A 25347-nucleotide genomic window follows, 5' to 3' on the forward strand; every position below is an offset into this window, starting at 1 on the left:
TCACCTGATCGAAAAGCGGAGGACGGTGCTTTTCAAGAAAAGATCCATCCAAAAGCTGAATGATGATTTTTTTAATTAGAGGCAAAACGCTAAAAGAAAAGCAGACACCTGACCGGCATAAGACTAGCGGCAGTAAAAGGCCGATTTTGCCTTTTAATGGCGATTGGCTAGACCCGCGGTGTCAGTCCGGAGCTGGACAATACCCGCTGCTCCCGCAGGAGTCTCGCACCTTACGCTCCAATCGACCTGACGAACAATAGGGTGCCGTAAAAAACTTATTAAAAAAACAACAATCTTTTAGAAAAGAGCCTTTTAAAAACAGAATGAGCTGTCTACTTTATTATTGCCTTTTTGACTTTATCTAAGAATTAATTTTCATGGGAGTTGATTTTCCACTCTATTTTCCAATCAAAAAAGGTTCCAAGCACCTTTCTTTTTATTTAGATGAGGGGATAATTGTCTTAGCTAATTAATTTTACACTTCCTTTTTTAATCGTTTTGTTGTTTTTCATCCTTTGAACACCAAGTATAATAGCTGCTCCCCATCCTAGCACAATAAAACCATAAATAAGGAAATAGTGATCTTCATTTGAGATCCATGTATGTAAAATAGTTCGAGCATTAACTATAATAATAAATCCACCCACTAAAACACCCATTAGTTGAGCAGGAACCTTTCGGACGAGCCATGCTGCAAGTGGGGCAGCAAAAATTCCCCCTAGCATAAGGGCTCCAACCCAAAGCCAATTTACAGCTTCCCAGCCTAATGAAATAATAAACCCAACTGTTGCAGAAACAGCAATAGCAAATTCACTTGTATCAACGGTTCCAACAACTTTGCGTGCTGTCATTCCTTTTTTTGATAAAAGAACGGGCGTAGCAATGGGTCCCCAGCCTCCACCGCCTGTTGCATCCGCAAAACCGGCTATTAATCCTAAGGGTATAGATTGTTTAATTGATAGTGGTCTGGTTTCCTTTTCCTCATTCATCTGAAATTTAAATAGAAAACGGAAAATAACATAGAAACCAAGAAGTAAAAGAAAAATTGAAACATAGGGTTTAACGATATCACCTGGTAGATTACTTAAAAAACAAGCCCCTGTGAAAGCACCGATTGAGCCCGGAATAACAAGACGGTACACCATTCTTTTATCAACATTTCCAAATTTGATATGGGATACCCCCGATGCAGCGGTAGTTACAACTTCAGAAAGATGGACGGAGGCAGAGGCTACAGCTGGTGCAATGCCAAATGCCAATAATAGAGATGATGATGTGACGCCATACGCCATTCCTAAAGCACCATCAATTAGTTGGGCAAAAAAACCGACAAAGGCTAGAATAATTAATTTCTTCATATTTATCCCCCTTTATTAGAGAACTTCCTACAGGTATACACTAGCATTCCTAACATACAGGCTAATCCAACCTAATTTCTCTGTTAGGATTAATTTGTATACGTTTTCTTGTTATAGTTAGTTTAAACGCACTTTTCCTACCTGTCAACTTGGTTTTTAGGTGATTAATATTTTATTATAAAAACAGCTCATTCTTACTGCTAAGTGCTGGATTTAAATAAAGTTATGGCTGGTCCCTCAATCTGTATTTATAGTTTAATCCCAAAATGATATAGAAAAGCCGACTTCCACATTTGGCAAGTCGGACAAATTAATTTCAAATGCCCAAAACAGACAATCGAACACATCACCAAAAGAACTAACAAACTGTTATCCAAGTCTCCTATGTAAAAAGCAACGCAAAGAGTTGTTTTGCGTCGCTTAATTTATGAACGGAGATTTATTTGTATTGGCGTTGTCTTATGTTTTGATAACCACTGGAGCGATGCTTTAAATTAAAATTACACGTATCGATCGTTACACTAATTCGATAAACCCTTCTGTTCCATGCACGCGAATTCGTTGTCTATCTTTGATCAGTTTGGTAGCCTTTTCTACTCCGACAACTGCGGGCAATCCATATTCACGTGCGATAACTGCCCCATGTGCCATTAGTCCACCAACTTCAATGACTAATCCTTTTATGGATACAAACAATGGTGTCCAGCTAGGGTCAGTAAAGGAGGTGACTCATATATCTCCTACTTCCAAATCAGCATCTTCCATGTTTAAGATAACACGTTCTCTTCCCTCTATCACCCCAGAAGAAACAGGCAAACCTACAATCGCTTCGGCTGGGAGATTTTCACGTTTGTACTTTCCTGTAATGATTTCACCATCAGATGCTAACCTAAACCCCCTTCAACTAAACTATTTTCCAATAGTGAAACAAAGAAAAAAGGTGCTAATGCAAATTAAATACTCTCAACTAACGAGTGTGACTCCTTATAGTTCTAAGTAAGCAATTATTTCTTTTGAGAAATCTAATAGGGTGTCCAGTTAATTGCTCGATATCTGAGTTATCCACCATGTACTTTTAAGTTTTGTGAGGGAAAAATCCTCATCTTTTTTCATCAATAATTAGTAATTAAGAACAACTAATGTAATGTCCCTCTTAGTTTCAGGGTCGAGTTAAAGAATGAAAATGAAAGCCAAGCCAGGTAATAAATCCTTGTTCAAAATTTAGACCCTTAGCGAGCCGCGGAAACCTCTTGCAGCATAATAGGAGTCCGCTCCATTGTGGTACACAAATACAGTGTCATAGCGATAATCACAAAAGATGGCCCCGCCAAGTTTTCTAATCTTCACAGGCGTCTGCACCCAGCTGGATGTTTTCATATCGAAATTTTCAAGTTTCTGCAGCTCTCGGTATTGTTCTTCCGATAAAAGTTCAATTCCCATGGCAGCTGCCATATCAATAGCGCTATTTTCTGGTTTGTGTTTTTTTCTTGATTCCAGTGCTTTACGGTCGTAACAAACACTTCTCCGGCCTTTAGGACTTTCCGGTGAACAATCAAAAAACATGTATTCGCCCGTCGTTTTATCATACCCGACAACATCCGGTTCACCGCCAGTTCCCTCCATTTCGCTGAGCGAGCACAGTTTTTCAGGTTCCGCTTCGATATTAGCTTGGACTTTAGCCCATTCGAGACCTTTATGCCGGTGCATGTTCTTCTCAAAACGTGCCTTTAAAGTTCTGAGTAATTCTTCACGATGTTCTAATGACAACTCCTGATTTCTCTTAGTCATAATAGTTTCCTCCCTTGGTTTTCCTTATTATTTAATGGAAATTAAACGAATCCTTCATACAGTAACTTCAACAAATAGACGCGTTATCCTTCTCGGAAAAAACACCTTTATCAGGAAACCTGTCTTTAACAGTTTTAAGGATGTGCAACAGATAAAGCGGACTGCTGCCAGGCTAGTCCTCTTTATGACTACAGTTGCAGATTCATCATCAGCCCCAGATACAGCGAACCAATAAATCCCAGACCAAAAAGCAAGGCAAGAATTGGCTTATCCTGTTTTAGAAAACTAACCAGAATAAGTGCAATAAATACAATACTCATTACAGTTAAAAGCACCCCGCTTAATGACAAATCCAGTTGAATATCTAAAGGAATTGATAGTACATCTCCAGTTATCCATTTCAACCAAGGTGATACAGCTGATGTCAAAGTTGTTTCATGAGGGGGCGAAAGGGTACTCAACACTCCAGTAAGGGAGAAAACAATTAGAAGTAGTAGACCCTCCATCCTTACCCAAGGTAGCGGATTAAAGGTTGGGTCCTTAATTATCTTTCTTGAAAGAACGCCATTCAAGAAGGCAAATACTACTACAGCCGCAGCACTAATGTGCTTCAATAATAGGACTTGTCCGTAAGGAATTCCCCAGGAATTGAGATATTGCCCCGGTTCTATAATATATGTCATAAGGACAAAACCACTAGCCGCAGCCAGCAGAAAGCAAGTTAATGCAAAAAGATTAAACCACTTCAAGAACTCTGACCAATTATTTATATCCTTGGCAAACCATCCAACATGCAATAGAATCCCTACCCATAGTATGACAGTAAGAAAATGCATGGAGTGAAACACAAAACCTTCCTTAAAACTAAGAGAGGCAACGTGACTTGCTGAACCTACCGCACCAACTAAGAGAAGGAGCCAGAAGGCTTGAAGATATTTATTTCCTTCGACATATAAGGTCATCCAAAAGAAAGTGGCAACAAACCCCGATAAAAGCCACACCTTTCCTATTGTAAAGGTAGTGATAACAGAGAGGAGCATCGGGAGTAAGTCTGGACCCTCCGAGAAGTATGCTGCTGCTCCTATAACGGGGACTAGAGAACAAACAAATATTCCCAGCGTTGAGAGAAGCAGCAATGGTTTAGGAACTCGTGTAGACGGCTTCATGGATTCTGGTACAAACAACAGAATAATGTGACCAGCTAATATGGAGAAAAAAAGATAATTAAGGATTTCAGAAGTTGGAACAAGAATATTCATGGTTTATTTCTTCTTCCTGAAGAGGATTACCAGCCCTGCTATCAAAATAACCCCGAGGATCACCACTAATATAGTCCGGCCATCTGTCCCAGTGTTGTCTTTTGATGTCGTCGTATCTGCAGATTCACCTTTTGTGGGCTTTTCCTCTTTTTTAGGTTCTTTAACCTCGCTGGGAGCTGCCTCATGGTCATTATCCATTTTTTCTTCTTGTTCAACAGTAAAAGGTATATTCCCTTCAATTGGATGACCATCTTCTCCCACGATTCGCCAATTCATTTTATAAGTTCCGTTCTCTAAAGGAGCAGAAAGACTGCCGATTAATTGAAATTCAGATGCCCGGACTTTAGTGAAAGGAATCTCGGTATTATTCTTATATAGTTTTATAGTACTTAGATCCTCTATAGCCGTCTCAAAAACCAGTTGTACTTCCGTTAAATCCTCTTTCACCACTTCACCTGATTGAGGATTAGAAGAGACAAGCCCCGTATGTGCAGAGGTATAGGTTGGCACTATAAGAAAAATCGAAAGTATCAGGAAAATCATTTTTTTCATTATGTATCTCCTCTCATTTATTATCCCGTTCATAATATCACTCATTTATCCCTTATATTTTGGTTCAATGTGAACATTTTATTAAAATCCCAGGGAATCCGGTACTCAACAATCTGTTATGTATCTTTAAATGCTAAGAGGCTTTCAAAAGAAAGCCCCTTTTATATGTCCTATTTATCTCTTAGCCGTAATAATCGAAGACTGTTTAAGGTAACTATAAGGGTCGCTCCCATATCTGCAAAGATTGCAATCCACAAAGTCAGCCATCCTGGGATAACTAATAGAAGAGCCAACAGTTTAATCCCGATTGAAAAAGTAATATTCTGCTTGATTATCGCCAGTGCTTTTCGACTTAATCTGATGGTGAAAGGAAGTTTACTCAGATCATCCCCCATAAGAGCAACGTCCGCTGTCTCAAGAGCAGTGTCTGTACCGGCTCCGCCCATGGCAATTCCCACTGTCGATGCAGCCAAGGCTGGAGCATCATTCACTCCATCTCCCACCATTGCGACCCGCCCATAATCATTTCGTAAAGATTTTATGGCGTCAAGCTTATCCTGGGGCATTAATTCAGCCTGAATATCAGATACTCCAACCTTCTTACCAATAGCCTTTGCTGTACCGCTATTGTCCCCTGTAAGCATGATGGTCTTCTTCACCCCAAGTTCATGAAGCTCGGATACCACTCTCTGACTACTTTCTCTAACCTCGTCAGCAACCGCAATCAGTACTTTGATTTGAGTTAAGGAACCACATACCATAACAGTATTCCCCAGTATCTGTAATTCCTGAATTCTTTCTTCAATGGAATGTGGGAGAGCAACGGCCAAGTCGGCACTAAAGAATTTAGGACTGCCAATTAAGAGTAATTCACCATCAATTAATCCTTTTAAGCCCCTTCCTGTTATAGATGTAAATTCATCAACTTCTATATTCCGATAAGGAACACCTTCTTGCTCAGCTTTATTCATAATTGCAGAAGCAAGTGGATGTTGCGAACGGTATTCCATTGCAGCAATCTCAGATAATAAATGTCTCTCATCAGATTGAGGGGTAGTAACTTCAAAATGAGTCACGACTGGGACACCCTTAGTCAAAGTACCAGTTTTATCAAAGGCGATGGCCTTTAAGGATCCCATTTCTTCAAGGTATATTCCGCCTTTTATCAATACTCCTCTTTTCGCCGCATTACCAATAGCTGTCACTATAGAAACGGGTGTGGAAATGACCAGGGCACATGGACATCCAACAACCAGTACGGATAATCCCTGATAAACCCAAGTGTTCCATGAACCATCCAACAATAAAGGAGGGAGGACAGCAACCAGCAACGCAACAAACATAATAACTGGTGTATAATACTTAGCAAATTTTTCAATGAAGGCTTGAGAAGGAGCCCTTTCACCCTGAGCTTCTTCCACGAGGTGAATGATTTTAGCAATCGTAGTATCTTCCACTCGTTTTGTCACTTTTACTTCTAATAAACCTTCCTGATTGAGGGTGCCAGCAAACACTTCATCGTTAACTGTTTTCTCTGCGGGAACAGATTCACCTGTAATTGCAGCCTGATTCACAGCAGAAAGTCCGGTTAAAACAATCCCATCCATGGCAATTTTCTGCCCTGGTTTGACAATCATAATATCGCCTATAGTTATGTGATCAACCTTAACCATTATTTCCTTCCCGTTTCTTCGTACCAGGGCTTCCTTAGGAGCAATATCCATTAAAGAGCGGATAGACTGCCGGGCTTTTTCCATGGAGTAAGACTCTAATACCTCACTGATGGCAAAGAGATTCACTACAACAGCACCTTCACTCCACTCTCCGATAATTACGGCTCCAATGATAGCAATCGTCATTAACGTTTTCATGTCGAAGTCAAGTTGAATAAGATTCTTTAACCCGGCTTTAAATAGAGAATACCCTCCTATCAGCATGGCTGCTCCAAAAGTCAATTTAGCTTGAACACTGCCTTCGCCATACATATAGTGAGACAGGTACCCCATTAACACAAATGCAAGTGAGACCATCACAAGTGAATGTTTCTTAAGAAACGGTATTTTTTCCTCTTCAATCTCTTCTTTTTCCGGGACTACTTTGATATTTTCAAATGCACCCGCTTTTTCAATATCATTAATTTTTGTGTCTCCATATACAGTTACTTTTAGAGCACCAAAATTTACTTTCGCATCTATAACACCATCCAGGTGCTGCAAGTTCTTTTCGAACTTATTTGCACAGCCTGCTCAAGAAATATTAGATACCCGATATACTTGTTTTTTTGCTTCAGCCACGGTTTTTCACCTCCGTATGATGTGTAAAGGCAAGCTTGATCAGCTGCGTCACGTGGTCATCATCCAGTGAATAATAGACCAATTTGCCCCGTTTTTCATATTTGGCCAAACCGAGGTTATGAAGAAGTCGAAGATGATGAGATGTTGTTGCAGTAGTGGCTCCAACAATGTTTGCTACATCACACACACACAGTTCCTCCTCAAGAGTAAGAGCATATGCTATTTTTATCCGTGTTTCATCCGCTAACGCTTTAAAGATTGAAGCAACGTCCTTTATTGGCTGCTCCGTTAGCAGCGACTTAACTTTAGAAACTGTTGCTTCATGGACACAATTAATTTCACAAACATCCTTTGTCTTCACCATTTCCACCTCGATTTTATTCAAATGTTTATTTGACTATTAGTATATGTGCGGCTGCGAGAACGGTCAAATAAAAGTTTGAATTTTAATTGTTTTCTAGTATTTGTGTGCGAAATCTTGCTCCCTTATAATAAAATTAAAATATTGGAGGTTGAAATGATGCAGGACAACGAAAAAGAAGAATTAATGCACGATCTGGATAAGGAAACATTATTCTTAGTATCCCAAACCTTCAAAGCCCTATCGGATCCCACCCGCCTTCGAATTTTACATATGCTTTCCAAAGGTGAGCATTCAGTTAATGATATCGCAGAAAAGCTGAATCTGTTACAAAGTACCGTTTCGCACCAACTCCGTTTCCTAAAGAACCTTCGTCTTGTTAAAACTAGAAGGGAAGGTACGACTATCTTTTATTCACATGATGATGAACATGTAATGGATGTGCTGGAGCAGACCATTGAGCATTGCCAGCATACATAATAGAAAAAAGCAGAAGAAATATAGAAAATAACCATCCTCCAGCATGCTGACGAAAGACATTTACAAAGGGCTTATTGTTCACTCTTTTGCTTTTCATAATTGACCTGCTAAACCTCGGGATAAGATGAAACATAACTTGCTCGCGTGCGTTACTTCGGTTCTAGTCTTAACAGCAGCAGGCTGTGCAAAAAAGGTTTCTGAACCGTGAAGGAGCCGGTTATTGATAAGAAGCAACCACCTCCTGGGATTGTAGAGGGAAGCATGGAAGGAAAAATAACAGAGGGTAAACATAACTAAGCGGAAATAATTCATTCTCTTTTCGTTAAAAGACAGAATGAAATCAATCTTTCACATTTCCAAATGAATTGTCCTACGATGACTCTTTCCAAAGATGGAAAAAAGTTGAACCATATTTACTAAAAAGGACGATCATTCCTTGAAGCCGTCCTTTATCCTTTGAACTTTATATCCTGTCTGCTGGAGCAAGAGAACAGGCAAACGTTCCTTTTTCAATTTGAATGGTCGCGTGCTCGATTGCAAACCGATCATGCAACTCTTTTGTAGCACGTTGTATGATCTCGTCGTTGTCATCAATTTCTGTTCGTACAAGGTGAACTGTTAAGGCAACTTCAGTTGTGCTCATAGCCCATACATGCAGGTCGTGAACCTCGATAACGGAAGGGAGTCTTTCAAGATAGGTTTTTATTTTATTCAGGTCTATCCCTTCAGGAACAGCATCTAATGATAAATTCACTGATTCAAGGAGCAATCCCCAGGTTCCTAAGAGAATTACTACAGCTATACCAAGACTAACGATTGGGTCTAGCCACTGCCATCCTGTCCACATAATGATAAACCCAGCAATGACTACTCCAAGAGATACTAAAGCATCAGCAGCCATATGCATAAATGCCCCTCTAATGTTTAAATCATTCTTTCTTCCTGCCATAAACAAGAATGCCGTCAGACCATTGATCACAATACCTATAAGTGCAACAATTATGACAGTTTTACCGGCGACAGGGGCAGGAGATGAAAAGCGTTGAATTGCTTCCCAGGCAATGGCCCCTATAGCGACAAATAAGAAAATAGCATTAAACAGTGCTGCCATTATAGAACTTCTTTTTAATCCATATGTTCTCTTGTTAGTCGGTGCTTTTGTACCTAGCCATACAGCAATCCAGGCAAAGATCAAACCTAAAACATCACTAAGATTATGGCCGGCGTCAGCCAGCAGCGCAAGAGAATCTCCGAGAATTCCGTATATTACTTCAATGACAATAAAGATGGTGTTTAATCCAATTCCGAAAGCAAATGCAAACCCATAATTTGCAGGTTCATGATGGTGGTGACCACCATGACTATGGCCGTGACTGTGTGAATGCGCCATTTTCTCACCTCTTATATGAATATGTGTTCATATATGTATTTTATTAGATGATGACTAGTTTTGCCACTCTTTTTTTACCCTTCTGTGTATACTTAATTCTAAATTAGGGTACCCAAATTAAAAAAAGTCCTGAACGGACTGTTAAACTGCCTGGGCAGGCGCGGTTTCGCATACCTATTATTATTTTTCACCTGCTGATTTCTTATTTTTTTATTGGATAATTATAGTAATTTCACTTAAATTCCATATGTACCGATCCCTGTTTTTGTTATGATAAAGATACGATTCTCAGGTAGAAGGAGGGTATGTATGACTTTAGAAGGCAGGATTGAAGAATTAGAACGTAAGATTGAGAGGCTGGAGCATCAAGTATACATCCTATCTGGAAAAGGGGAACAGCCTATCACTAAGGCCACACCCATTATAAAACCAGCAGCCGATAAGCTTTGGCATGATAAGACCAAAGCTGCTGCAAAACAGCCAAGGCAACAGGTAAAACCTTCAGCATCGGTTTCGAACGAACCGGTAGATTATGAAAAGTTGCTTACTCAAGTCTGGCTTCCGAGAATTTTTATATTTGTTTTGTTAATTGGTTTGGTATGGGGATTTAAAGCAGCTTCTGATTACGGATTCATCAACCCTGCTGTTAAATGTATTGCAGGATTCTTAATTTCCTTCTTATTAATCTGGCTTGGCCTAAACCAATTGAAGCACCAGAGGGATAGACTCGGACAGGTCTTGCTCGGAGGGTCAATATCCTTATTGATGCTTACTACTTTTGCTATGACCAACCTGTATGGAATGGTATCCTCAAATACCGCATTCTTGTTACATGTAATTTGGATTATGCTGGGCATTTACTTCACCCAAAAGTTTCGATCAGAAGCACTTGCTATTCTCAATGTTATTGGAGGATTTCTAGTTCCTTTCCTTATTGGGAGCAGATCAGGAAATATAGTGTTATTCACAGCTTATGAAACTCTCCTTTATCTCACCTTCCTGTATTTGTCGATCTCATTCAAATATGTGAAACTATACTTTACGTCTGCCATTTTACTTAATTTAGTACTAGCCTTTTACAGTATGATCGCCCTATTTGCTGGTGCAGAGCATGCGATTCTGACGTGTGCCATTATGATACAGCATGCCTTTTTAGCTGCGGCCTTTTTATCGCACAATGAATTTATGAAGCAGCAGGCTGGAACTGTCTTTGCCAGCTTCGCTGTCACTTATGCCTGGGTTCGTTTTGGATTCAGTGAACAAGGAATCACAGTTTTCCTTGTACTAGCTATGGCTGTTTATATAGGCGTGTCCATATATGCATATTATAAAAAGCTCCAGTATCAATGGACTGTCTCTTCCATTCTTTCGATACTAGCATTATTTTTCTTGATTTACCACGTCTTTGCTGAACCATTTATACCGTTAGTTCTATTGATGGAGGGAACATTGGCCGTATATCTGGGGCAGAAGCTTCGAACAAGGCTTCATCAAATTACAGGATATATCATATTTTTCATTGGTACATTCATGACTTTAACTGCAGACATCCCTGAAGTCTTATCAATAGAAACGATGTCATGGATTGCGTTTTTCTCCGCCTTTTTGTTTCTCTGGAGTGCCGTTGTTAGAGACCAGCCATTAAAACAAGATGATAAACAGGTTCTTTCTGTTGCGGCTGCGCTAGTTTTGACACTACTAGGGCTTTACTTTTTAACCATGGAAACGATTCTGCTAACACAAGATCTAACCATTAATTCACAGCACCTGATCCTTTCCGCTGTATGGTGTTTATATGCTCTGGCGGTAATTGCCTACGGTTTCTTAAAAGGCTTGAAGATAGCCAGGTATACGGGGATCGGCCTTTTACTTCTGACTTTATTGAAGCTCCTCTTCTTCGATATTCCAAGTGTCTCAATGCTTGTTCGTGCTATTTTATTTATGGGATTGGGCTCAATCGGTTTACTGGTTTCTAGAATTTTTTATAAAAAGTAAAGAAAGGCACGGCTTTCTGCCGTGCCTTCCCTTATTGACGTTATAGTCAATTTTGCTGATCCGGATGATGATGCTTCCAATTGTTCTTTTCGGACATATGCCTTGGCATAAATCCTTCTTTTTCAAGCATGCTGTAATGTTCGTCCATACGATTGATGATTCGTTGCCCTTTTTCCTCAGTCAGCACTCCAAATTCGATGTACTTTGAGATTAAGCGTTTCTTTTCAGTCAAAATATTTTTGTGGATGACCGACAGTTCTTCCTTCTGCTGCTGAGTCAGCTTCACCTCATCTGTATTCACTATTTCTGTTTCTGCATTTACAGTTGTAAGACCACCTGTCCCTAAAAGAACGAGAACAGCCATGATTAAAATGTGCTTCACTTTTTTCATAAAATATTCCTCCTTTGGAAGTAGTATGAGAAAAAAGTTCCACATTATTCGTCTAATCATGGATTTCCTGAAAACTTATTCGGGTGAATCATTGGTATACCAATAATAGATTAAGCAATCGTCCAGCTTGAATATCTAACTTTATTACCACTTTACCCTGCGAACAAATTCTCATTCTTCCAAAATGTTTGGAGGAAATTAGTATACTTATATTGAAAAAGATATAGAAGTGAAAAAGACACTCTATTATCGAGTGCCTTCTTTATCTATAGGATAATTATCTGAATCGGGGGAAACCATTCCACCAGCGCCTGCGGTAAGTACATCCGGATCAGCATTTTTGGGCTGATTTGGAAGAGATCCTTTGTCATATGGCCGGCTGTTTAGATTGCCTGAAGTCTCCCCAGTCCCTGTTTCAGTTATTGCAGCTACTTGAAATCCGGTGTCTTTTAAATGTTCCTTCAATTGTGTGAAAACATCTACTTTACCTTCTTGAAAGGAACTTTCATCATACTTTATTTCAACTTGAATGGATTTCATGCTGTCGCCTCCTTATATATATTTGTATTCTTCATTTTCCCTTTCCGTATGGAAGTGAAACACACATTATACAAAGCGGGTGAATTTATGATTAATAGAGAATTGGTAGAATCCAGTCATTTTACTATTGATAAACTGGGGGAAGGAATTTTTGCAGCAATAGCGAAAGGCGGCGGTGGAGCAGTTTCGAATGCCGGTATTATTGATTTAGGAGATAAGACGCTGATCTTTGATACGTTTAATTCCCATCATGCTGCCCTTGATTTAGCCGAAACTGCCGAAAAACTTACAAACAAGCCCGTCTCGTTTGTCATTAATAGCCATTGGCACGGAGATCATATCAGAGGGAATCAATGCTTTCGTGGAGCACCCATCATAGCTTCACTGGCTACGAGAACTAAAATGATTGAAACTCATCCTGAGAGAATTTCTGATCAAAAGGCAAAAATTCCACAGCTGCTGGCTCACATTGAAAAGCTGGAAAAGGAATGTAAAACAGAGCAAGATTCAGCTAAGGCTAAAAAATTGCGTATTCAGCTGGATTTTTTAAAAGAGATTGAAAGCTCACTTCCTAAACTTGAGTTTACCCCGCCAAACATAACATTTGAACAGAGAATGATTTTTTCCGGTGAATCAAAGACCGCTATTCTGCAAACGTATGGCGGCGGTCATACGGTATGTGATGCCTTTCTCTATCTGCCTGACGAAAAAATCCTCTTTGCAGGAGATTTAGTACAGGTTCAAAATCATCCATTACTTTCCGACGGCAGCCCCGATGTTTGGCTGGCCATTCTTCAGAAACTTAGGAATTTAGAAGTTCACCATGTGGTCCCAGGACATGGTCCAGTTGGTACCTCCTCAGCTATTGAAAATATCAGGCATTACATAGCATCCGCATTTGAATTAGCAGTATTTTCAGCTGAAAAGGGTAAAGACCTGCAGTGTGTTGAAATTCCTGGTCCCTTTCAAGACTGGGAGGCTGGAGACCTATTCTACAAGAACCTTGAATTCTTACAGCGGAAAAACCTCCATCATGGTCTAAGATAATAGAGCAGCCCTTCTTCGGAAGGGCTGCAGCAATGTTAGTACCTGTCAGAATAGATGGTTTCAAGTTCTTTCCGCAGCTGGAATTTGAGAACCTTTCCGCTGGCATTACGCGGCAGGACATCTACAAACACATACCTTCTCGGCCTTTTAAAATTTGCCAGCCTGCTGCTGCTTTTACAGAATTCATCTAATTCTTCCTCTGTAAGGGCGTCATTCTTCTTCACAACAATCGCTGTTACCGATTCACCCCAGCGGTCATGCGGTTCTCCAATAACGGCTGCATCCAATACACCTTCATGCTCATATAAAGTGTCTTCAACTTCACGGGGATAAATATTCTCGCCTCCGCTGATGATCATGTCATCGACTCTATCCTTTACATAGAGGAAGCCATCTTCATCCAGGTAACCGATATCTCCAGAATGATACCAGCCCTTATACAAAGCCTTTTGTGCAGCTTCTTCCCTTTTGTAGTATCCCTTCATCATACACGGGCCTTGAACAATAATTTCCCCTGGTTCATATGGAGGCAGAATGTCATCCGGCTCAGAAGGCCCTTCTTCATTCGGCTTCACAATCCGTATGTCATGATTTAAGGCAGCCTGGCCTGCAGAACCTGCTTTTCGTATTTGGTCGTCGTTCGACAGAAACGTGATGGCTGGCCCCATTTCTGTCATCCCGTATGCCTGCACAAGATCGGCACCGAGCTTTTCCCGGCAGGTTCTTACAAGAGCGGGTGCCATAGGGGCCGCACCATACAGCCCCAGCCTGAGGGATGAAACATCATATTCACTTAAGTTTTCTTGAAGCATCATATTCCACATGGTAGGAGCTGCAAATAAGATTGATATTTTTTCCGATTCAATCAATTGAAGGACTTTCCTGGGATTAAATTGATGCAGCACGACACTGCTTGCTCCTGCATGCACCCTCGGCAGAAAGGCACAATGCAGCTCAGCGCAGTGAAACATAGGTGCCGTTATTAATCCCCGATCCTTGGAAGTTATGCCAGTAGCTGTAATACATAATAAACTTTGTTCAGCCATATCCCGATGAGAATGCATCACACCCTTTGGTCTCCCTGTCGTACCACTGGTATACATAATTGCGTATAGGTCCGTTTCATTCACTTCAATGGAAACAGGAGCGCTTGGCGCTAAAGCCTTTTTGTCGTAGTAATTCTGTGCGAATGCTGGTGTCCGTTCGTCTATGAACCAGAATGAAATATGGGGGAACCTATTTTCAATAGAAGCAATGACTGGTTGTGTTGCCTCTTCAAATAACACGATTTTAGGCTGGGCATCCTCTAAAATAAAGGCTGTTTCTTCTGAGGTGAGGCGAAAGTTAATCGGGTTAAACACGGCACCGATCTTAGCGCAGGCAAAATAAGCAGTTGCCAGCTCCCCTGTGTTAAATAGATAGGTAGAAATTAGATCGCCCTTTTTTACCCCGGCAGCAAGGAATGCATTGGCTAATGCATCTACTTCATCCTGCCATTCTTTATAGGTCAGCCGTTTATTTTTTCGCACATCATACAGCGCTTCCCGGTGAGGGTATTTCTTTACGGTTAAGTCAAAAATATGTCCGATCGTAACTCCCATACTCATAACCTCCCAAAATGTTTTATGGTAAAACTGGTATACCTAAAACGCCAGACAAGCTCCTCTTATTCTCCCACTATTCTTTCAATGATGGTGGCATTTGCCATCCCATGCCCCTCGCACATCGTCTGAAGGCCGTACTTACCGTTTATCCGCTCCAATTCATGGATCATGGAAACCATAAGTCTGGCACCGCTCGCACCCAGTGGATGTCCAAGCGCTATTGCCCCGCCATTGGGATTAAGTCTGCGGGGATCAGCACCTGTTTCCTCGAGCCAGGCCATAGGAACGGATGCAAAAGCTTCATTGACTTCAAAAACATCGATATCTGAAAGAGAAAGGCCGGACTTTTCAAGTGCTTTTTTGGTAGCCGGTATCGGCCCGGTCAGCATCATAGTGGGATCTGAACCAACTACAACCCGGGTATGAATTTTAAATCTCGGTTTAAGTCCCAGTTCCTCCGCTTTTTCTCGGGACATGATCAATAAGCAGGCTGCACCATCACTTATTTGAGAGGAATTTCCAGCCGTAACCACACCCTCTTCCATGAAAGCTGGTCTTAAGCTGGCTAATGCCTGTAAAGAGCTATCCTTCCTTGGCCCGGAGTCCTCCCGGATGATTTCGCCGGTTCCATCCTCGAGCTTTATTTCAATCGGGAATGTCTCTTTCTCAAAATATCCCTGTTCCTGAGCGTGCAGCGCCTTCTGGTGGCTGTGAAGGGCAAAGATATCCAGTTCTTCCCTTGAAAAGTCATAGTGGTCGGCAATCCTTTCAGCGGAAAGCCCCTGATGAATCACTTCATATTTTTCCGTATACGCGGATGAGGGCCTGGCTCCCTGGTAATTGGAACCAATCGGAATACGTGACATACTTTCTACCCCACCGGCAATCACTATATCCATATCACCTGAAAGAATGGCCTGTGCCGCAAAATGGACCGCCTGCTGGCTGGACCCGCACTGCCTGTCAATAGTGGTTCCAGGAACTTCAATCGGCAGGCCTGCCATCAGGGAGGCGACCCGGGCTATGTCACCCGCCTGTTCTCCTACCTGGGAAACGCAGCCCATGATCACATCTTCAACCAATGATGGATCAATCTGTGTACGGTGAATCAACTCCTTCAGAGTAAGCGCTAACAATTCATCCGGACGTATATCCTTAAGGGACCCTTTTTTTCTGCCAACAGGTGTCCTGACTCCTTCTACAATTACGGCTTCCCTCATAGTTATTCCCCCTATATCTATAAACCTAGATTTTTAGCAATAATGAGCTTCATGATTTCATTGGTTCCTGCATAAATACATGCTGCCGGTATGTCACGATACCTTCTGGCAATCTCATATTCTTCCATGTAGCCATATCCGCCGTGGAGCTGCATACATACGGAGGCCGTCTGCTTCGCCATTTCTGTTAATTTCCATTTAGCCATAGAAACCTTTGTTACAATATTTTCTCCCTTCAGATGATCGGCAATTAAAGAATCTAAAAAGGTACGGCCGATTTCAATTTCAGTGGCCATCTCAGCAATTTTAAACTGATTATGCTGAAAGGAACTGATTTTCTTGCCAAAAGCTTCCCGGGATTTTACATAATCAATGGTCATCCGCAGCATTTCTTCAGATGCCGTTTGTGCCGCAATGGCGACAACCAGCCTCTCCTGCTGTAATTTCTCCATCATATAAGAAAAACCCATTCCCTCTTGGCCAATTAAATGGTTCACAGGAACCCTGCATTCTTCGAAAATTAATTCTGCCGTATCCTGCGAATGTAGTCCTATCTTGTTTAGCTTCCTCCCCCTTGTAAAGCCCTCCTGATTTCTTTCGACTGCGATCAGGCTGATTCCTTTATGACGTGGAACGGCATGAGTATCTGTCTTACAGGCTACGATTACCAGATCAGCATGGATTCCATTCGTAATAAACGTTTTTTGTCCATTCAGAACATAATAATCTCCATCTCTTTTTGCGGTCGCAGCTATCCCGGCAAGGTCAGATCCAGCTCCGGGCTCAGTCATCGCAATCGCTGTGATGATATCTCCGGAAAGGCATCCTGGCAGCCACCTTTGCTTCTGCTCCTCGGTCCCATAGGCAGTTATATACGGAACTACAATATCGTTATGTAAACTGATTCCTACGAGTCCCGAACCCACCCGTTCCAGTTCTTCATTGATCACCACTGAATAACCCCAGTCCGTCCCGCTCCCCCCGTATCTTTCTTCAACATCTGGACAAAGAAAGCCCTCGCTGCCAAGCTTTAACCAGAAGTCCCTTGGGATCATCCTGTTTTCCTCCCAGGTCCTGTAAAAAGGAAGGGCTTCTTTTTCTAAAAATTTCCGGAATGAACGCCTGAACATTTGATGTTCATCATGAATGTACGGATGCATAGAGAGTAGTCTCCTTCTTTTAAGTTTTGATTCTTTAATATGGCTGCATACGGATTGCTCCGTCCAATCTTATAACCTCTCCGTTCAACATCGTGTTTTCTATGATAGATTCTACCATTTTTGCAAACTCAGAAGGCCGGCCGAGCCGTGATGGAAAAGGAACCGTCTTTCCTAACGATTCTCTAGCTTCCTCAGGCAGTGTTTCAAACATTGGGGTATAAAATAAGCCTGGAGCTATAGCCATCACTCTAATACCGGCAGACGCAAATTCCCTGGCAAGCGGAAGAGTCATGCCTACTATACCGCCTTTTGAAGCACTGTAAGCGGCTTGTCCCACCTGGCCTTCGAAGGCTGCCACTGATGCGGTATTAATAATGACACCTCTTTCCTGTTCATCGTTTGGCTCGTTTTCTGCCATACATGCAGCAGCCAGTCTCAGCACATTAAAGCTTCCTATTAAATTAACCTGAATCACTTTTGAAAAGGATTCTAAATCATGTATCCCTTTTTTACCTAGTACCTTTCTTCCGATGACAATGCCTGCACAATTGACAACTGTATTTATACTGCCAAACGCAGTGATTGCTGTGTTTAAGGACGATGTTACCTGTTCTTCACAAGTAACGTCGGTCTCCAGGTACAATACACGTTCTCCTAATTCCTCAGCCAGCTTTTCGCCGCGTTCCTTTGAGCGATCAAGGATGACAGCCTTTCCTCCTTGAGCCGCTAAATGTTTTACAGCCGCTTCTCCTAACCCGGAAGCTCCGCCTGTAACAACAGCGACACAATCTTGAATATTCATAGAATCCTCCTCCGACTACTAACTTTTTAAAAATGTGCGAGTGAAGACAATATAGGCAGGATGTAATTCGTTATATGATTCATATGTATGGGGTACTTTGAGAACTATGCCTCTATGATGCGGAAAAATCGCTGGGTAGATCTAAGGTGAGGGAAAAACTAGTAAATTTCTGAAAAGTCTTACTATTATAGTACCAAATTTGAAGATCTTTAGGCTACTTTTTGGTTATAGAATCCATGTCTTGTGTTCAGCCCGAATTTTAAAATCTCTTTTTACTGTACTGATATACGCGAATCGCCCCAGCCTGGCGTGATCATGTTTCCTGTACGGTACAGCCCAGCCCTTGGGATGGCCGTGCCCAAAATCAATCCAAGCCAGCCATTATCCGGAGGAATTCCGTACGTCAATCATCCAACAGCATAATCAGTAAGAGAAAAGCATAAGGGCTGGTGGATAAGCATAAAGCTCCATACATAAGCATAGGAAGAAGGCAGATAATCATAAACATGGTAAACCTAAGCATAAAACTAAGAAACATAAGCATAAGCCTTTAACTTATAAGCATATCTCCTTAAAAGGTAAGCATAAACCCTATTTTGTGTTTCTAAATCCTTTACATTTAATAAAAACTTCTTCCAAAAATCCTGTTTTTCCAGAGCTGGGAGTCAGTTTGAAAAAAAGGTACCAAATTCTGCATCCATCCACAAAAAATACTTGTTATTAGATAAAAATGAACCATAAATTCCCCGTGCTTTTTCGCAGTCGTGCGGCATCATATATTCAAACGCCAGTGGAAAAAAAATAAATCCGCTTTCCTTTTTAAAAAACGGACTTCTCGTAACTAAAACCATGTATTTTCTCCACATTCTGAACAGTCCCAATTAGAACTGTCATTCGAGCTTATTTCTTTTTTTCTTGGTACTAGTGATTTTATCCCAGGTTTTGCCGCTGTTTTTTGAAACAAAGATTTCATTTTTATAAGTAGCTGCTGCTATTTCTTTGTTATTCTTTGGATGGATTGATAGGTAAAGGATCGGGTTGTTTGCAGAAACGGCAGGAAGAGCCGATAGGTCCGTTTTGCTCTTTGTTTTTAAATCTAGAACATGCAGAGCCTGCTTGTCCTCCACTAATTCAGAGTAAATGATCGTATCCATTCCGAATATCATTGCAGTTACAGGACCTGCTGTCGGAAACAAAGTGAAGCTGTCACCATAATCGCTGGATAAAAATATCCCTTCCTTTGCATACAAAGCAAAGCTGCTGCCCTGTTCAGGGTGTACAGCCATTCCGCCAAGCTGCCTGGATGTAAGTCCTTTAAGCTTACTTTTGATCCAGGTCTTTCCTTTATCCTTTGTATAAAGTATACCGCCTTCCTTTTGGCTCAACATATATAAAACCTGATTATTATATCCGGCTCCAAGCTGTGGGAAAGACTGGTCTTCAGTGGAAGGTATTGTCTTTAAGCTTCTTCCCTCATCTTTACCTTTTACAATACCTAACGCTTTCTTGCTCTCAGCGCTTGAATTTCCGCTGGCATAAAACCCATCGGAAACTGCTTGAAAAGATAGATAATCGTTTTTATTCCTCGTTGCTGCATACCATGCTGAATCTTGATATTTATGTATTCCATTTACGGAAGCTGCATAGAGAATTCCTTTATCCCCTATATAACCCAGTCCTCTAATTTCCTTGATCGCACTCGAGCTTTCCTTTTTAAAATAGGGCTGAGTGCTTGTCTTATTCTGGCACCCTGCCAGAATCAACAGCAAGCAAAAGAGCATAACAATGGCTATCTTACTAAATTTCATGGTGTATCCTCCTATTTGTGACGGTCCCTTAATCATACTATAACTCTTATCTCCTATCATCCTTTCATCCTAATAGGGGGGGAGATCATGTTTAAAATAAAATAGCACCAGCCATGGATGCTGGTGAAAAGAAATTACCCTGCTAGAATTAATACTACATTACCCGACGGGTCAGCCGTTCTGATAAAACCATCTTCCATGACATATTCGGCACCAATTGAATGAAGTCTAGCTGCCATTTCATCAAGATCTGAGTTTCCGGCAACTTCTATCGTATAGTGTTTTAGTCCAAGAGAATCCAGGGGCGGGTGGGGCGCGCCAATACCAGCCCAGACGTTCAAGCCCAGGTGGTGGTGATACCCTCCCGCTGAAACAAATAGCGCAGATTCAGCCATTTTAATGGTTTTCTCGAAGCCGATTCCATCGATATAAAAGTTCTCGGCTGCTATAAGATTATCAACATGTAAATGGATATGGCCGATTACTGTTTCATCCGGAAGTCCCGCCCATCCTCCATTTGATGCCTCTGCCAGCACTCCTTCAGCATCCATAGCCATCGTAATGGCCTTATATTCACCGTTTTGTGTCTTTTCCCATTGCTCCCGTGGACGATCTGCATATATTTCAATCCCGTTTCCATCTGGATCAGCCAGATAAACTGCTTCACTAAAGCCGTGGTCAGAAGCACCCTGCAAGGGATATCCCACTTGAAGCAGGTGGAGTAAAGACTGCCCCAGGCTTGCACGGTTTGGCACAAGAATCGCAAAGTGATAGAGCCCTGTGGTCCTTTCGGGTTTCACCTTTGCATCCTCCCTTTCTTCGAGGATGACTAAAGGTGTTTTTCCATTTGCAGTTAAAGACACTGTACTTCCATCCCGTACCAGCTCCTTAAATCCTATTTTATTCAAATAAAAATCGCATGACTCCTCTAAATTTGAAACTATTAAATGTACAAGGCCTATATGTGTTTTAGGATCCATAATTTTCACCACTGCAATCCCCCTTCAATGTAATGAGCAAAGTTACATTTGTGATACATTTTTTCACTACTCTAACTTGTTTCAACTATCCGACGAGCTGCTCAAGATAGACAGACCCTAATTCACGCTATTGTTAAAAATACTTAATACCTTCTGGACATAGTCTCCAACCGGGTAATCTTGGTTCGTTTTTTCGTGAACCTGAAAGAGTTTTTCCTTAACTACCTCAATAGCCCGATAAATATTAGAAGTGATATATTTTTTCATTAAGATTTTCGGGAGTGCGGCTCCTCCAGCTCCGGTCCTTACAGTAACCAGCCCTGCTTTTTTCAGCATGCCTAACATTCTTATACTCCCAGCTATCCATTCGGACGCACTAAACCAGTTATTTTCCAGAAAAATTAGAGATAGGATAGGAACAGATACACAAAAAACGGCTGCTTATCGTCAACTTGGTACCTCGCTCGCTAACCCATCAGTTGTAACCATTATAGTTACAACTTTGCTGAAATGTCAAAGCTTTTACCAGCACCAAAAAGACCCATATTCGATATGGGTCCTGCTTTTTTCATAAGTCTTCCCTGTATAGGGGCATGCTCATACAGCGTGGGCCGCCACGCCCGCGGGCAAGCTCAGAGCTTAAAACTTCTATTACTTCTAATCCATAGGATCGGAGAGTTTCATTTGACATATAATTCCGGTCATACGTAACCACAACTCCCGGAGCTATGGCGAGGGTATTTGACCCATCATTCCACTGTTCCCTTGCTGCAGCAATCGGGTCTCCACCGCCGCAGGGAATGAGAACAAGATCCTTTACCTGCAGCACTTCCTTTAGAACGTCTAACAAATTATCCCGCCGTGTAACCTTTAATCCGCTATCATTTTCCGGTTCGATCATGTAAATATCCATTTTCCCCTCTGGACCTAGAATAGCAGGGTGTATGGTAAATTTATCTTTGTCGACCATGGTGAAAACCGTATCCAGATGCATGAATGCCCTAGTTTTTGGGATTTCAATTGCAACGACCTTTTGTACCGCCCTATTCCTGGAAAATAAGCTCTGCGCTATTTCTTCGATGGCTTTACGTGAAGTCCGGTCGCTGATCCCAATCGCTACTACTTCTTTACTCAGGACAAGCATATCGCCGCCTTCAAGAGAATGCACTCTGTCTCTGTTGTACCAAACAGGAACATGGGAGGAACTAAATCGAGGGTGGTATTTCATAATATAGTGCATAAATAAAGACTCTCTCTGTCTCGCTGCCCGATTCATTTTATTGATGGAAATACCGTTGCCAATTACGGCTGCCGGATCTCTGGTAAAGTATAAATTAGGCATAGGATCAAGACAAAACGGATATGTTTCATCCAGCCTATCATATAAAGATCTTTGGATTTTACCTTCTACGGCCGTCTTTAACATTCCATTCATTACCTGCCGGATAAGCCTTTCCGGAGACAAATCCTCCAAATAATCCCTCATCTGAAAATGTGCTGTCCCGTTACCAGCACAGCTCTCTTTTACAATATCCTCTATGAATTCCAATCGAATCTGTTGATCTTTGACTGCTGCAGCAGCTAGTTCATCTAAATAAACGACTTCAACGCCTCTTTGCTTAAGGGCATCTGCAAAGAAATCATGTTCCTTTTGAATAGCCGGTAAATAGGGAATATCGTCGAATAACAATTTTTCCAGATAATCCGGAATCAAATATTCAATTTCCCCTCCTGGACGCTGAAGCAGAACCGTTTTCAGCGTTCCAATCTCCGAAGTTATGTTTAATGGATGCCGCTTCATTGAACAATCCGCTAATGCAGCTCTCTCTATCTCTCTATCTTCAGACGTAACATTCAGCAAGTTGCTCATGTACAATTTCCCTCACTTTACATTAATGGGTGTATTACCAAGTACCCTATGCTTGAAGGTTTGTAACCTTGGGTGATACCGGCCATGTATTTTAAGAGATGCTGATGTCAGGCGGCGGTTGCTAGAAGATTGTCAATACTATGAACTAAGGGGGAGGGATTTGGAAAAAGATTGAGGACCAAATTTATGGATTGCGGGCAGAGGTTTGGCACTTGGGAGTGGATTTTTCTGACCTGTTGGCCTTGCCGTTCTCCAGTTTCTTATAGCTGCTATTAGAAAGAATAATCTCAGCTAAAAAGTGTATATTTTTCCTTGAAATAAGTTCGAAAGTAACCATGATTGCCCTTCCTCAAAGACATTATATATTCGTAAATTGTTTGGTATCAATAAAAAGCTACAGTAGCACCAACCCATACATAAATTACTCCATCGGTAGCACTATATGGAATGGAGGTGTATCCGAATGGAACCGAAAAACCCTGGAAGCCCAGATCTTCCTGACTTTGACCAGCTAAATGACCGCATTATTGCCGAGAGAAGGACTTCAGGCCCGATGCTGGTCATCAAAACCAATCTCGACCCTGACAATTCTACAGAGGATAACCCATATTATCAAAACAGGGAACTTACAGAAACAAAGGAGTTCAGGAAGTATTTCGAAGACGATAGTTACGAATAACAGGCAAAAAACCTGCCGCTTAAGATAAGCAGCAGGTTTTCACTTTACCTATATTTATTTATTTAACGCCTACAGCATCAAATGCTTTATTAACCGTATTAACTTCCCCGCTTGCAGAACCGTATAAGTCTGCAGCCGCCTGAACTAAATCAGCCCGTGCTTTAGAGAAGGTTTCAGAAGCAGTAAAATAAGTGGTATTTGCCCGGTAGAAAATTCTACCGAGTTTCTCGACGCCGACTCCCTGTACGGATACCCCGTAATGGGTCCCGCCAGCAGCAATCAGGTAAGCTGCCTTGTTAATGATTCCGCTGTTGGTGTGTACCCCGCCGTTATCGGAAGTGCCTGTATAACGTTTTGAATAATGATCTGGATCTCCATATTTAGCTGGGTCGGACATAGAACGAAGTGCATCACCACCTTTAGATGGCGTATAGATATCTTCCCCTATATCATAATCCGCTTTGGAAGACTGTGTCCCAAACTCTACAACCGTTCCAAAAATATCAGAAACGGCTTCATTAAGGGCACCTGATTCGTTTTGATAAATCAGATCAGATTCAGTATCTGTGACCGCATGGGTCAATTCATGTGCAACCACATCAAGTCCGCCGGACAACGGGATAAAAGTCGTACCATCGCCATCTCCATAGACCATCTGAATCCCATTCCAGAATGCATTATTATAATTTCTTCCATAGTGTACAGATGACTTTAATGCCCCTCCCTTATTATCATAAGAGTTTCTGTTATAAGTATTTTTATAGAAATCATAAGTTACTCCTGCATAGGAATGGGCATCTACAGCGGCTCCGTCATACTTTGCATTGAATTGGTTATCAAGATCACCCCATAAAGAACCTGGTGTTCTCTGCGCATTTTTTGAATCGTACGTATATATTCCCCCGCCCCGGGTGTTATCCTGGAGATAATAAGTGCCGCCGGAATATGTAGTATTTAGGAAAACACCGCTATTACCTAAAACTCCTGTTCCGCTTCCAACAGAGTTTGTACCGGTTACTGGTTTTGCAGCGGCCTGGTGGATTTTATTAAACTTATTTAGAATCTGCCCGTTTTCTGCCGAAATAAAGTAATAATAATTGCCTGGTTCTGGATCTAAGAAGTTCAGATTAACTTGATAAGCATATTCCGTTTTATCCCCGTTAGAATAGACCACAAGCTTCGCGTCAGGCTGTTTCTCGTATACTGGCCTGAGTCCTAAATCCTGCTGGGCGGCCTGAATAGCATCGCCGGCTTTGATTCCTTTTGCGGATTTTCCTTTCAGTTTCGTTTCTAAATCAGTAACTACCTCTCCAGAGAAAACGGTAAGAACACCATCGTCCGCAACGGTCGCAGTCTGCATAGCCCCCCAAACCGGAACACCTTTAAATGTCTGCTGTAGCCGAAGTGCAGTTCCCAGACGATCCTTCTTCTCTTTAATCACTACAAAAGACTCTTCTGCAGCATTCTTTCCATATTTATATTGATCTTTATTTTTATTTAAATAGGAAAATACCACTTCGTTTGCTCTCTTACTGGATGGCTCTGTTAATTGACCAGATTTAAATTCTAGTGAATTCTTCGACTCATTATACTTCTCGACGCTTAATACATTTTTTGCTGCAAAAGCTTCCCCCTGTCCCAAACCGGTAACCAAAAGCCCCATAGATAAAACTGAACTCAACATAACCCTCTTCTTCATCCAAACCCCTCCATTGGTTAGACAAAAATCACATACAATGAAATGTATTAAAAACCTTTACGTATATGTT

At 41.5% G+C, this 25347-nt stretch carries 22 protein-coding genes and 1 pseudogene; 4 read left to right on the forward strand and 19 right to left on the reverse strand.

The genetic code is table 11. The features are described 5' to 3' along the window. Window positions 1–461: 461 nt before the first annotated feature. The 7 genes and pseudogenes from CUU66_RS02570 to CUU66_RS02600 form a co-directional block, all read right to left on the reverse strand. Window positions 462–1358 (reverse strand): sulfite exporter TauE/SafE family protein, encoded by an 897-nt coding sequence (locus CUU66_RS02570; RefSeq protein WP_101640122.1) that lies wholly within the window; start codon window positions 1356–1358, stop codon window positions 462–464. Between the two features lie 516 nt (window positions 1359–1874). After that, window positions 1875–2246 (reverse strand): annotated as a pseudogene (locus CUU66_RS02575) (PEP-utilizing enzyme); the annotation flags it as partial. A gap of 333 nt (window positions 2247–2579) precedes the next feature. Beyond that, window positions 2580–3146, reverse strand: a complete 567-nt coding sequence (locus CUU66_RS02580) for a DUF4256 domain-containing protein (RefSeq protein ID WP_101640123.1) — start codon at window positions 3144–3146, stop codon at window positions 2580–2582. Window positions 3147–3334: 188 nt separating this feature from the next. Beyond that, window positions 3335–4405: a copper resistance D family protein gene (locus tag CUU66_RS02585; RefSeq protein ID WP_101640124.1), complete on the reverse strand. Its 1071-nt coding sequence runs from the start codon at window positions 4403–4405 to the stop codon at window positions 3335–3337. 3 nt (window positions 4406–4408) lie between these two features. Further along, window positions 4409–4957: a copper resistance CopC family protein gene (locus CUU66_RS02590; protein WP_180955130.1), complete on the reverse strand. Its 549-nt coding sequence runs from the start codon at window positions 4955–4957 to the stop codon at window positions 4409–4411. A gap of 170 nt (window positions 4958–5127) precedes the next feature. Continuing rightward, entirely contained in the window at window positions 5128–7251 is a 2124-nt protein-coding gene (locus CUU66_RS02595) for a heavy metal translocating P-type ATPase (protein WP_101640126.1), read from the reverse strand. After that, entirely contained in the window at window positions 7244–7612 is a 369-nt protein-coding gene (locus tag CUU66_RS02600; RefSeq protein ID WP_101640127.1) for an ArsR/SmtB family transcription factor, read from the reverse strand. Before CUU66_RS02600 ends, CUU66_RS02595 begins: the two co-directional genes overlap by 8 nt. A 156-nt stretch (window positions 7613–7768) precedes the next feature. Between CUU66_RS02600 and CUU66_RS02605 the strand changes: the two genes are divergently transcribed. Further along, a complete protein-coding gene (locus tag CUU66_RS02605; protein WP_257967876.1) occupies window positions 7769–8092 on the forward strand; it encodes an ArsR/SmtB family transcription factor in 324 nt (107 codons plus the stop codon). Between the two features lie 463 nt (window positions 8093–8555). Here the strand turns inward: CUU66_RS02605 and CUU66_RS02610 are convergent, their stop codons facing one another. Beyond that, a complete protein-coding gene (locus CUU66_RS02610; RefSeq protein WP_101640129.1) occupies window positions 8556–9482 on the reverse strand; it encodes a cation diffusion facilitator family transporter in 927 nt (308 codons plus the stop codon). Window positions 9483–9791: 309 nt separating this feature from the next. Here CUU66_RS02610 and CUU66_RS02615 point away from each other — a divergent pair, with 309 nt between their 5' ends. Beyond that, on the forward strand, window positions 9792–11477 hold the full coding sequence (locus CUU66_RS02615) for a DUF2339 domain-containing protein (protein ID WP_180955131.1): 1686 nt from the start codon (window positions 9792–9794) through the stop codon (window positions 11475–11477). Between the two features lie 46 nt (window positions 11478–11523). Here the strand turns inward: CUU66_RS02615 and CUU66_RS02620 are convergent, their stop codons facing one another. Beyond that, on the reverse strand, window positions 11524–11868 hold the full coding sequence (locus tag CUU66_RS02620; RefSeq protein ID WP_180955132.1) for a YckD family protein: 345 nt from the start codon (window positions 11866–11868) through the stop codon (window positions 11524–11526). Between the two features lie 246 nt (window positions 11869–12114). Beyond that, window positions 12115–12408 carry a hypothetical protein gene (locus CUU66_RS23735; RefSeq protein WP_180955133.1) on the reverse strand — a complete coding sequence of 98 codons (294 nt, stop codon included), beginning with the start codon at window positions 12406–12408 and terminating at the stop codon, window positions 12115–12117. A gap of 87 nt (window positions 12409–12495) precedes the next feature. On the opposite strand from CUU66_RS23735, the gene CUU66_RS02625 reads away from it, so the two are divergent. After that, window positions 12496–13455, forward strand: coding sequence for an MBL fold metallo-hydrolase (locus CUU66_RS02625; RefSeq protein WP_180955134.1), 960 nt, complete (start codon window positions 12496–12498; stop codon window positions 13453–13455). Between the two features lie 35 nt (window positions 13456–13490). Here CUU66_RS02625 and CUU66_RS02630 read toward each other — a convergent pair whose 3' ends face one another. From CUU66_RS02630 to arcA, 8 genes are all read right to left on the reverse strand, one after another. Next, window positions 13491–15056: a fatty acid--CoA ligase gene (locus CUU66_RS02630; protein ID WP_101640133.1), complete on the reverse strand. Its 1566-nt coding sequence runs from the start codon at window positions 15054–15056 to the stop codon at window positions 13491–13493. A 65-nt stretch (window positions 15057–15121) separates the two neighbouring features. Then, window positions 15122–16279, reverse strand: a complete 1158-nt coding sequence (locus tag CUU66_RS02635; RefSeq protein ID WP_101640134.1) for a thiolase family protein — start codon at window positions 16277–16279, stop codon at window positions 15122–15124. Window positions 16280–16296: 17 nt separating this feature from the next. Next, the gene (locus CUU66_RS02640) at window positions 16297–17439 is read right to left on the reverse strand and encodes an acyl-CoA dehydrogenase family protein (RefSeq protein WP_101640135.1); all 1143 of its coding nucleotides are present in this window, start codon (window positions 17437–17439) and stop codon (window positions 16297–16299) included. A 34-nt stretch (window positions 17440–17473) separates the two neighbouring features. Further along, entirely contained in the window at window positions 17474–18241 is a 768-nt protein-coding gene (locus CUU66_RS02645; protein ID WP_101640136.1) for a 3-hydroxyacyl-CoA dehydrogenase, read from the reverse strand. Window positions 18242–19131: 890 nt separating this feature from the next. Beyond that, window positions 19132–20049: a WD40/YVTN/BNR-like repeat-containing protein gene (locus tag CUU66_RS02655; protein WP_101640138.1), complete on the reverse strand. Its 918-nt coding sequence runs from the start codon at window positions 20047–20049 to the stop codon at window positions 19132–19134. Window positions 20050–20183: 134 nt separating this feature from the next. Then, the gene (locus CUU66_RS02660) at window positions 20184–21041 is read right to left on the reverse strand and encodes a VOC family protein (RefSeq protein WP_101640139.1); all 858 of its coding nucleotides are present in this window, start codon (window positions 21039–21041) and stop codon (window positions 20184–20186) included. A gap of 105 nt (window positions 21042–21146) precedes the next feature. Continuing rightward, complete coding sequence (locus tag CUU66_RS02665; protein ID WP_101640140.1) at window positions 21147–21374, reverse strand: hypothetical protein; 228 nt, start codon at window positions 21372–21374, stop codon at window positions 21147–21149. Window positions 21375–21597: 223 nt separating this feature from the next. Further along, window positions 21598–22830, reverse strand: coding sequence for an arginine deiminase (arcA, locus tag CUU66_RS02670; RefSeq protein ID WP_101640176.1), 1233 nt, complete (start codon window positions 22828–22830; stop codon window positions 21598–21600). A 532-nt stretch (window positions 22831–23362) separates the two neighbouring features. On the opposite strand from arcA, the gene CUU66_RS02675 reads away from it, so the two are divergent. Next, window positions 23363–23578 carry a hypothetical protein gene (locus tag CUU66_RS02675; RefSeq protein WP_101640141.1) on the forward strand — a complete coding sequence of 72 codons (216 nt, stop codon included), beginning with the start codon at window positions 23363–23365 and terminating at the stop codon, window positions 23576–23578. 58 nt (window positions 23579–23636) lie between these two features. Here the strand turns inward: CUU66_RS02675 and CUU66_RS02680 are convergent, their stop codons facing one another. Then, window positions 23637–25277: a M4 family metallopeptidase gene (locus tag CUU66_RS02680; RefSeq protein WP_101640142.1), complete on the reverse strand. Its 1641-nt coding sequence runs from the start codon at window positions 25275–25277 to the stop codon at window positions 23637–23639. Window positions 25278–25347 lie beyond the last annotated feature (70 nt).

It is taken from the genome of Peribacillus deserti, assembly GCF_002863585.1.
GTDB classification, from domain to species: Bacteria; Bacillota; Bacilli; order Bacillales; family DSM-1321; genus Paraperibacillus; species Paraperibacillus deserti_A.

Excerpts from the sequence above, each read along its gene's own strand:
- CUU66_RS02675 (WP_101640141.1), top strand. The coding sequence starts at position 23,363 with ATGGAACCGAAAAACCCTGGAAGCCCAGATCTTCCTGACTTTGACCAG.
- CUU66_RS02580 (WP_101640123.1), bottom strand. The coding sequence starts at position 3,146 with ATGACTAAGAGAAATCAGGAGTTGTCATTAGAACATCGTGAAGAATTA.
- CUU66_RS23735 (WP_180955133.1), bottom strand. The coding sequence starts at position 12,408 with ATGAAATCCATTCAAGTTGAAATAAAGTATGATGAAAGTTCCTTTCAA.
- CUU66_RS02615 (WP_180955131.1), top strand. The coding sequence starts at position 9,792 with ATGACTTTAGAAGGCAGGATTGAAGAATTAGAACGTAAGATTGAGAGG.
- CUU66_RS02665 (WP_101640140.1), bottom strand. The coding sequence starts at position 21,374 with ATGTTAGGCATGCTGAAAAAAGCAGGGCTGGTTACTGTAAGGACCGGA.
- CUU66_RS02590 (WP_180955130.1), bottom strand. The coding sequence starts at position 4,957 with ATGAAAAAAATGATTTTCCTGATACTTTCGATTTTTCTTATAGTGCCA.
- CUU66_RS02640 (WP_101640135.1), bottom strand. The coding sequence starts at position 17,439 with ATGCATCCGTACATTCATGATGAACATCAAATGTTCAGGCGTTCATTC.
- CUU66_RS02625 (WP_180955134.1), top strand. The coding sequence starts at position 12,496 with ATGATTAATAGAGAATTGGTAGAATCCAGTCATTTTACTATTGATAAA.
- CUU66_RS02655 (WP_101640138.1), bottom strand. The coding sequence starts at position 20,049 with ATGAAATTTAGTAAGATAGCCATTGTTATGCTCTTTTGCTTGCTGTTG.
- CUU66_RS02605 (WP_257967876.1), top strand. The coding sequence starts at position 7,769 with ATGATGCAGGACAACGAAAAAGAAGAATTAATGCACGATCTGGATAAG.
- CUU66_RS02645 (WP_101640136.1), bottom strand. The coding sequence starts at position 18,241 with ATGAATATTCAAGATTGTGTCGCTGTTGTTACAGGCGGAGCTTCCGGG.
- CUU66_RS02635 (WP_101640134.1), bottom strand. The coding sequence starts at position 16,279 with ATGAGGGAAGCCGTAATTGTAGAAGGAGTCAGGACACCTGTTGGCAGA.
- CUU66_RS02585 (WP_101640124.1), bottom strand. The coding sequence starts at position 4,405 with ATGAATATTCTTGTTCCAACTTCTGAAATCCTTAATTATCTTTTTTTC.
- CUU66_RS02570 (WP_101640122.1), bottom strand. The coding sequence starts at position 1,358 with ATGAAGAAATTAATTATTCTAGCCTTTGTCGGTTTTTTTGCCCAACTA.
- CUU66_RS02680 (WP_101640142.1), bottom strand. The coding sequence starts at position 25,277 with ATGAAGAAGAGGGTTATGTTGAGTTCAGTTTTATCTATGGGGCTTTTG.
- arcA (WP_101640176.1), bottom strand. The coding sequence starts at position 22,830 with ATGAAGCGGCATCCATTAAACATAACTTCGGAGATTGGAACGCTGAAA.
- CUU66_RS02620 (WP_180955132.1), bottom strand. The coding sequence starts at position 11,868 with ATGAAAAAAGTGAAGCACATTTTAATCATGGCTGTTCTCGTTCTTTTA.
- CUU66_RS02610 (WP_101640129.1), bottom strand. The coding sequence starts at position 9,482 with ATGGCGCATTCACACAGTCACGGCCATAGTCATGGTGGTCACCACCAT.
- CUU66_RS02630 (WP_101640133.1), bottom strand. The coding sequence starts at position 15,056 with ATGGGAGTTACGATCGGACATATTTTTGACTTAACCGTAAAGAAATAC.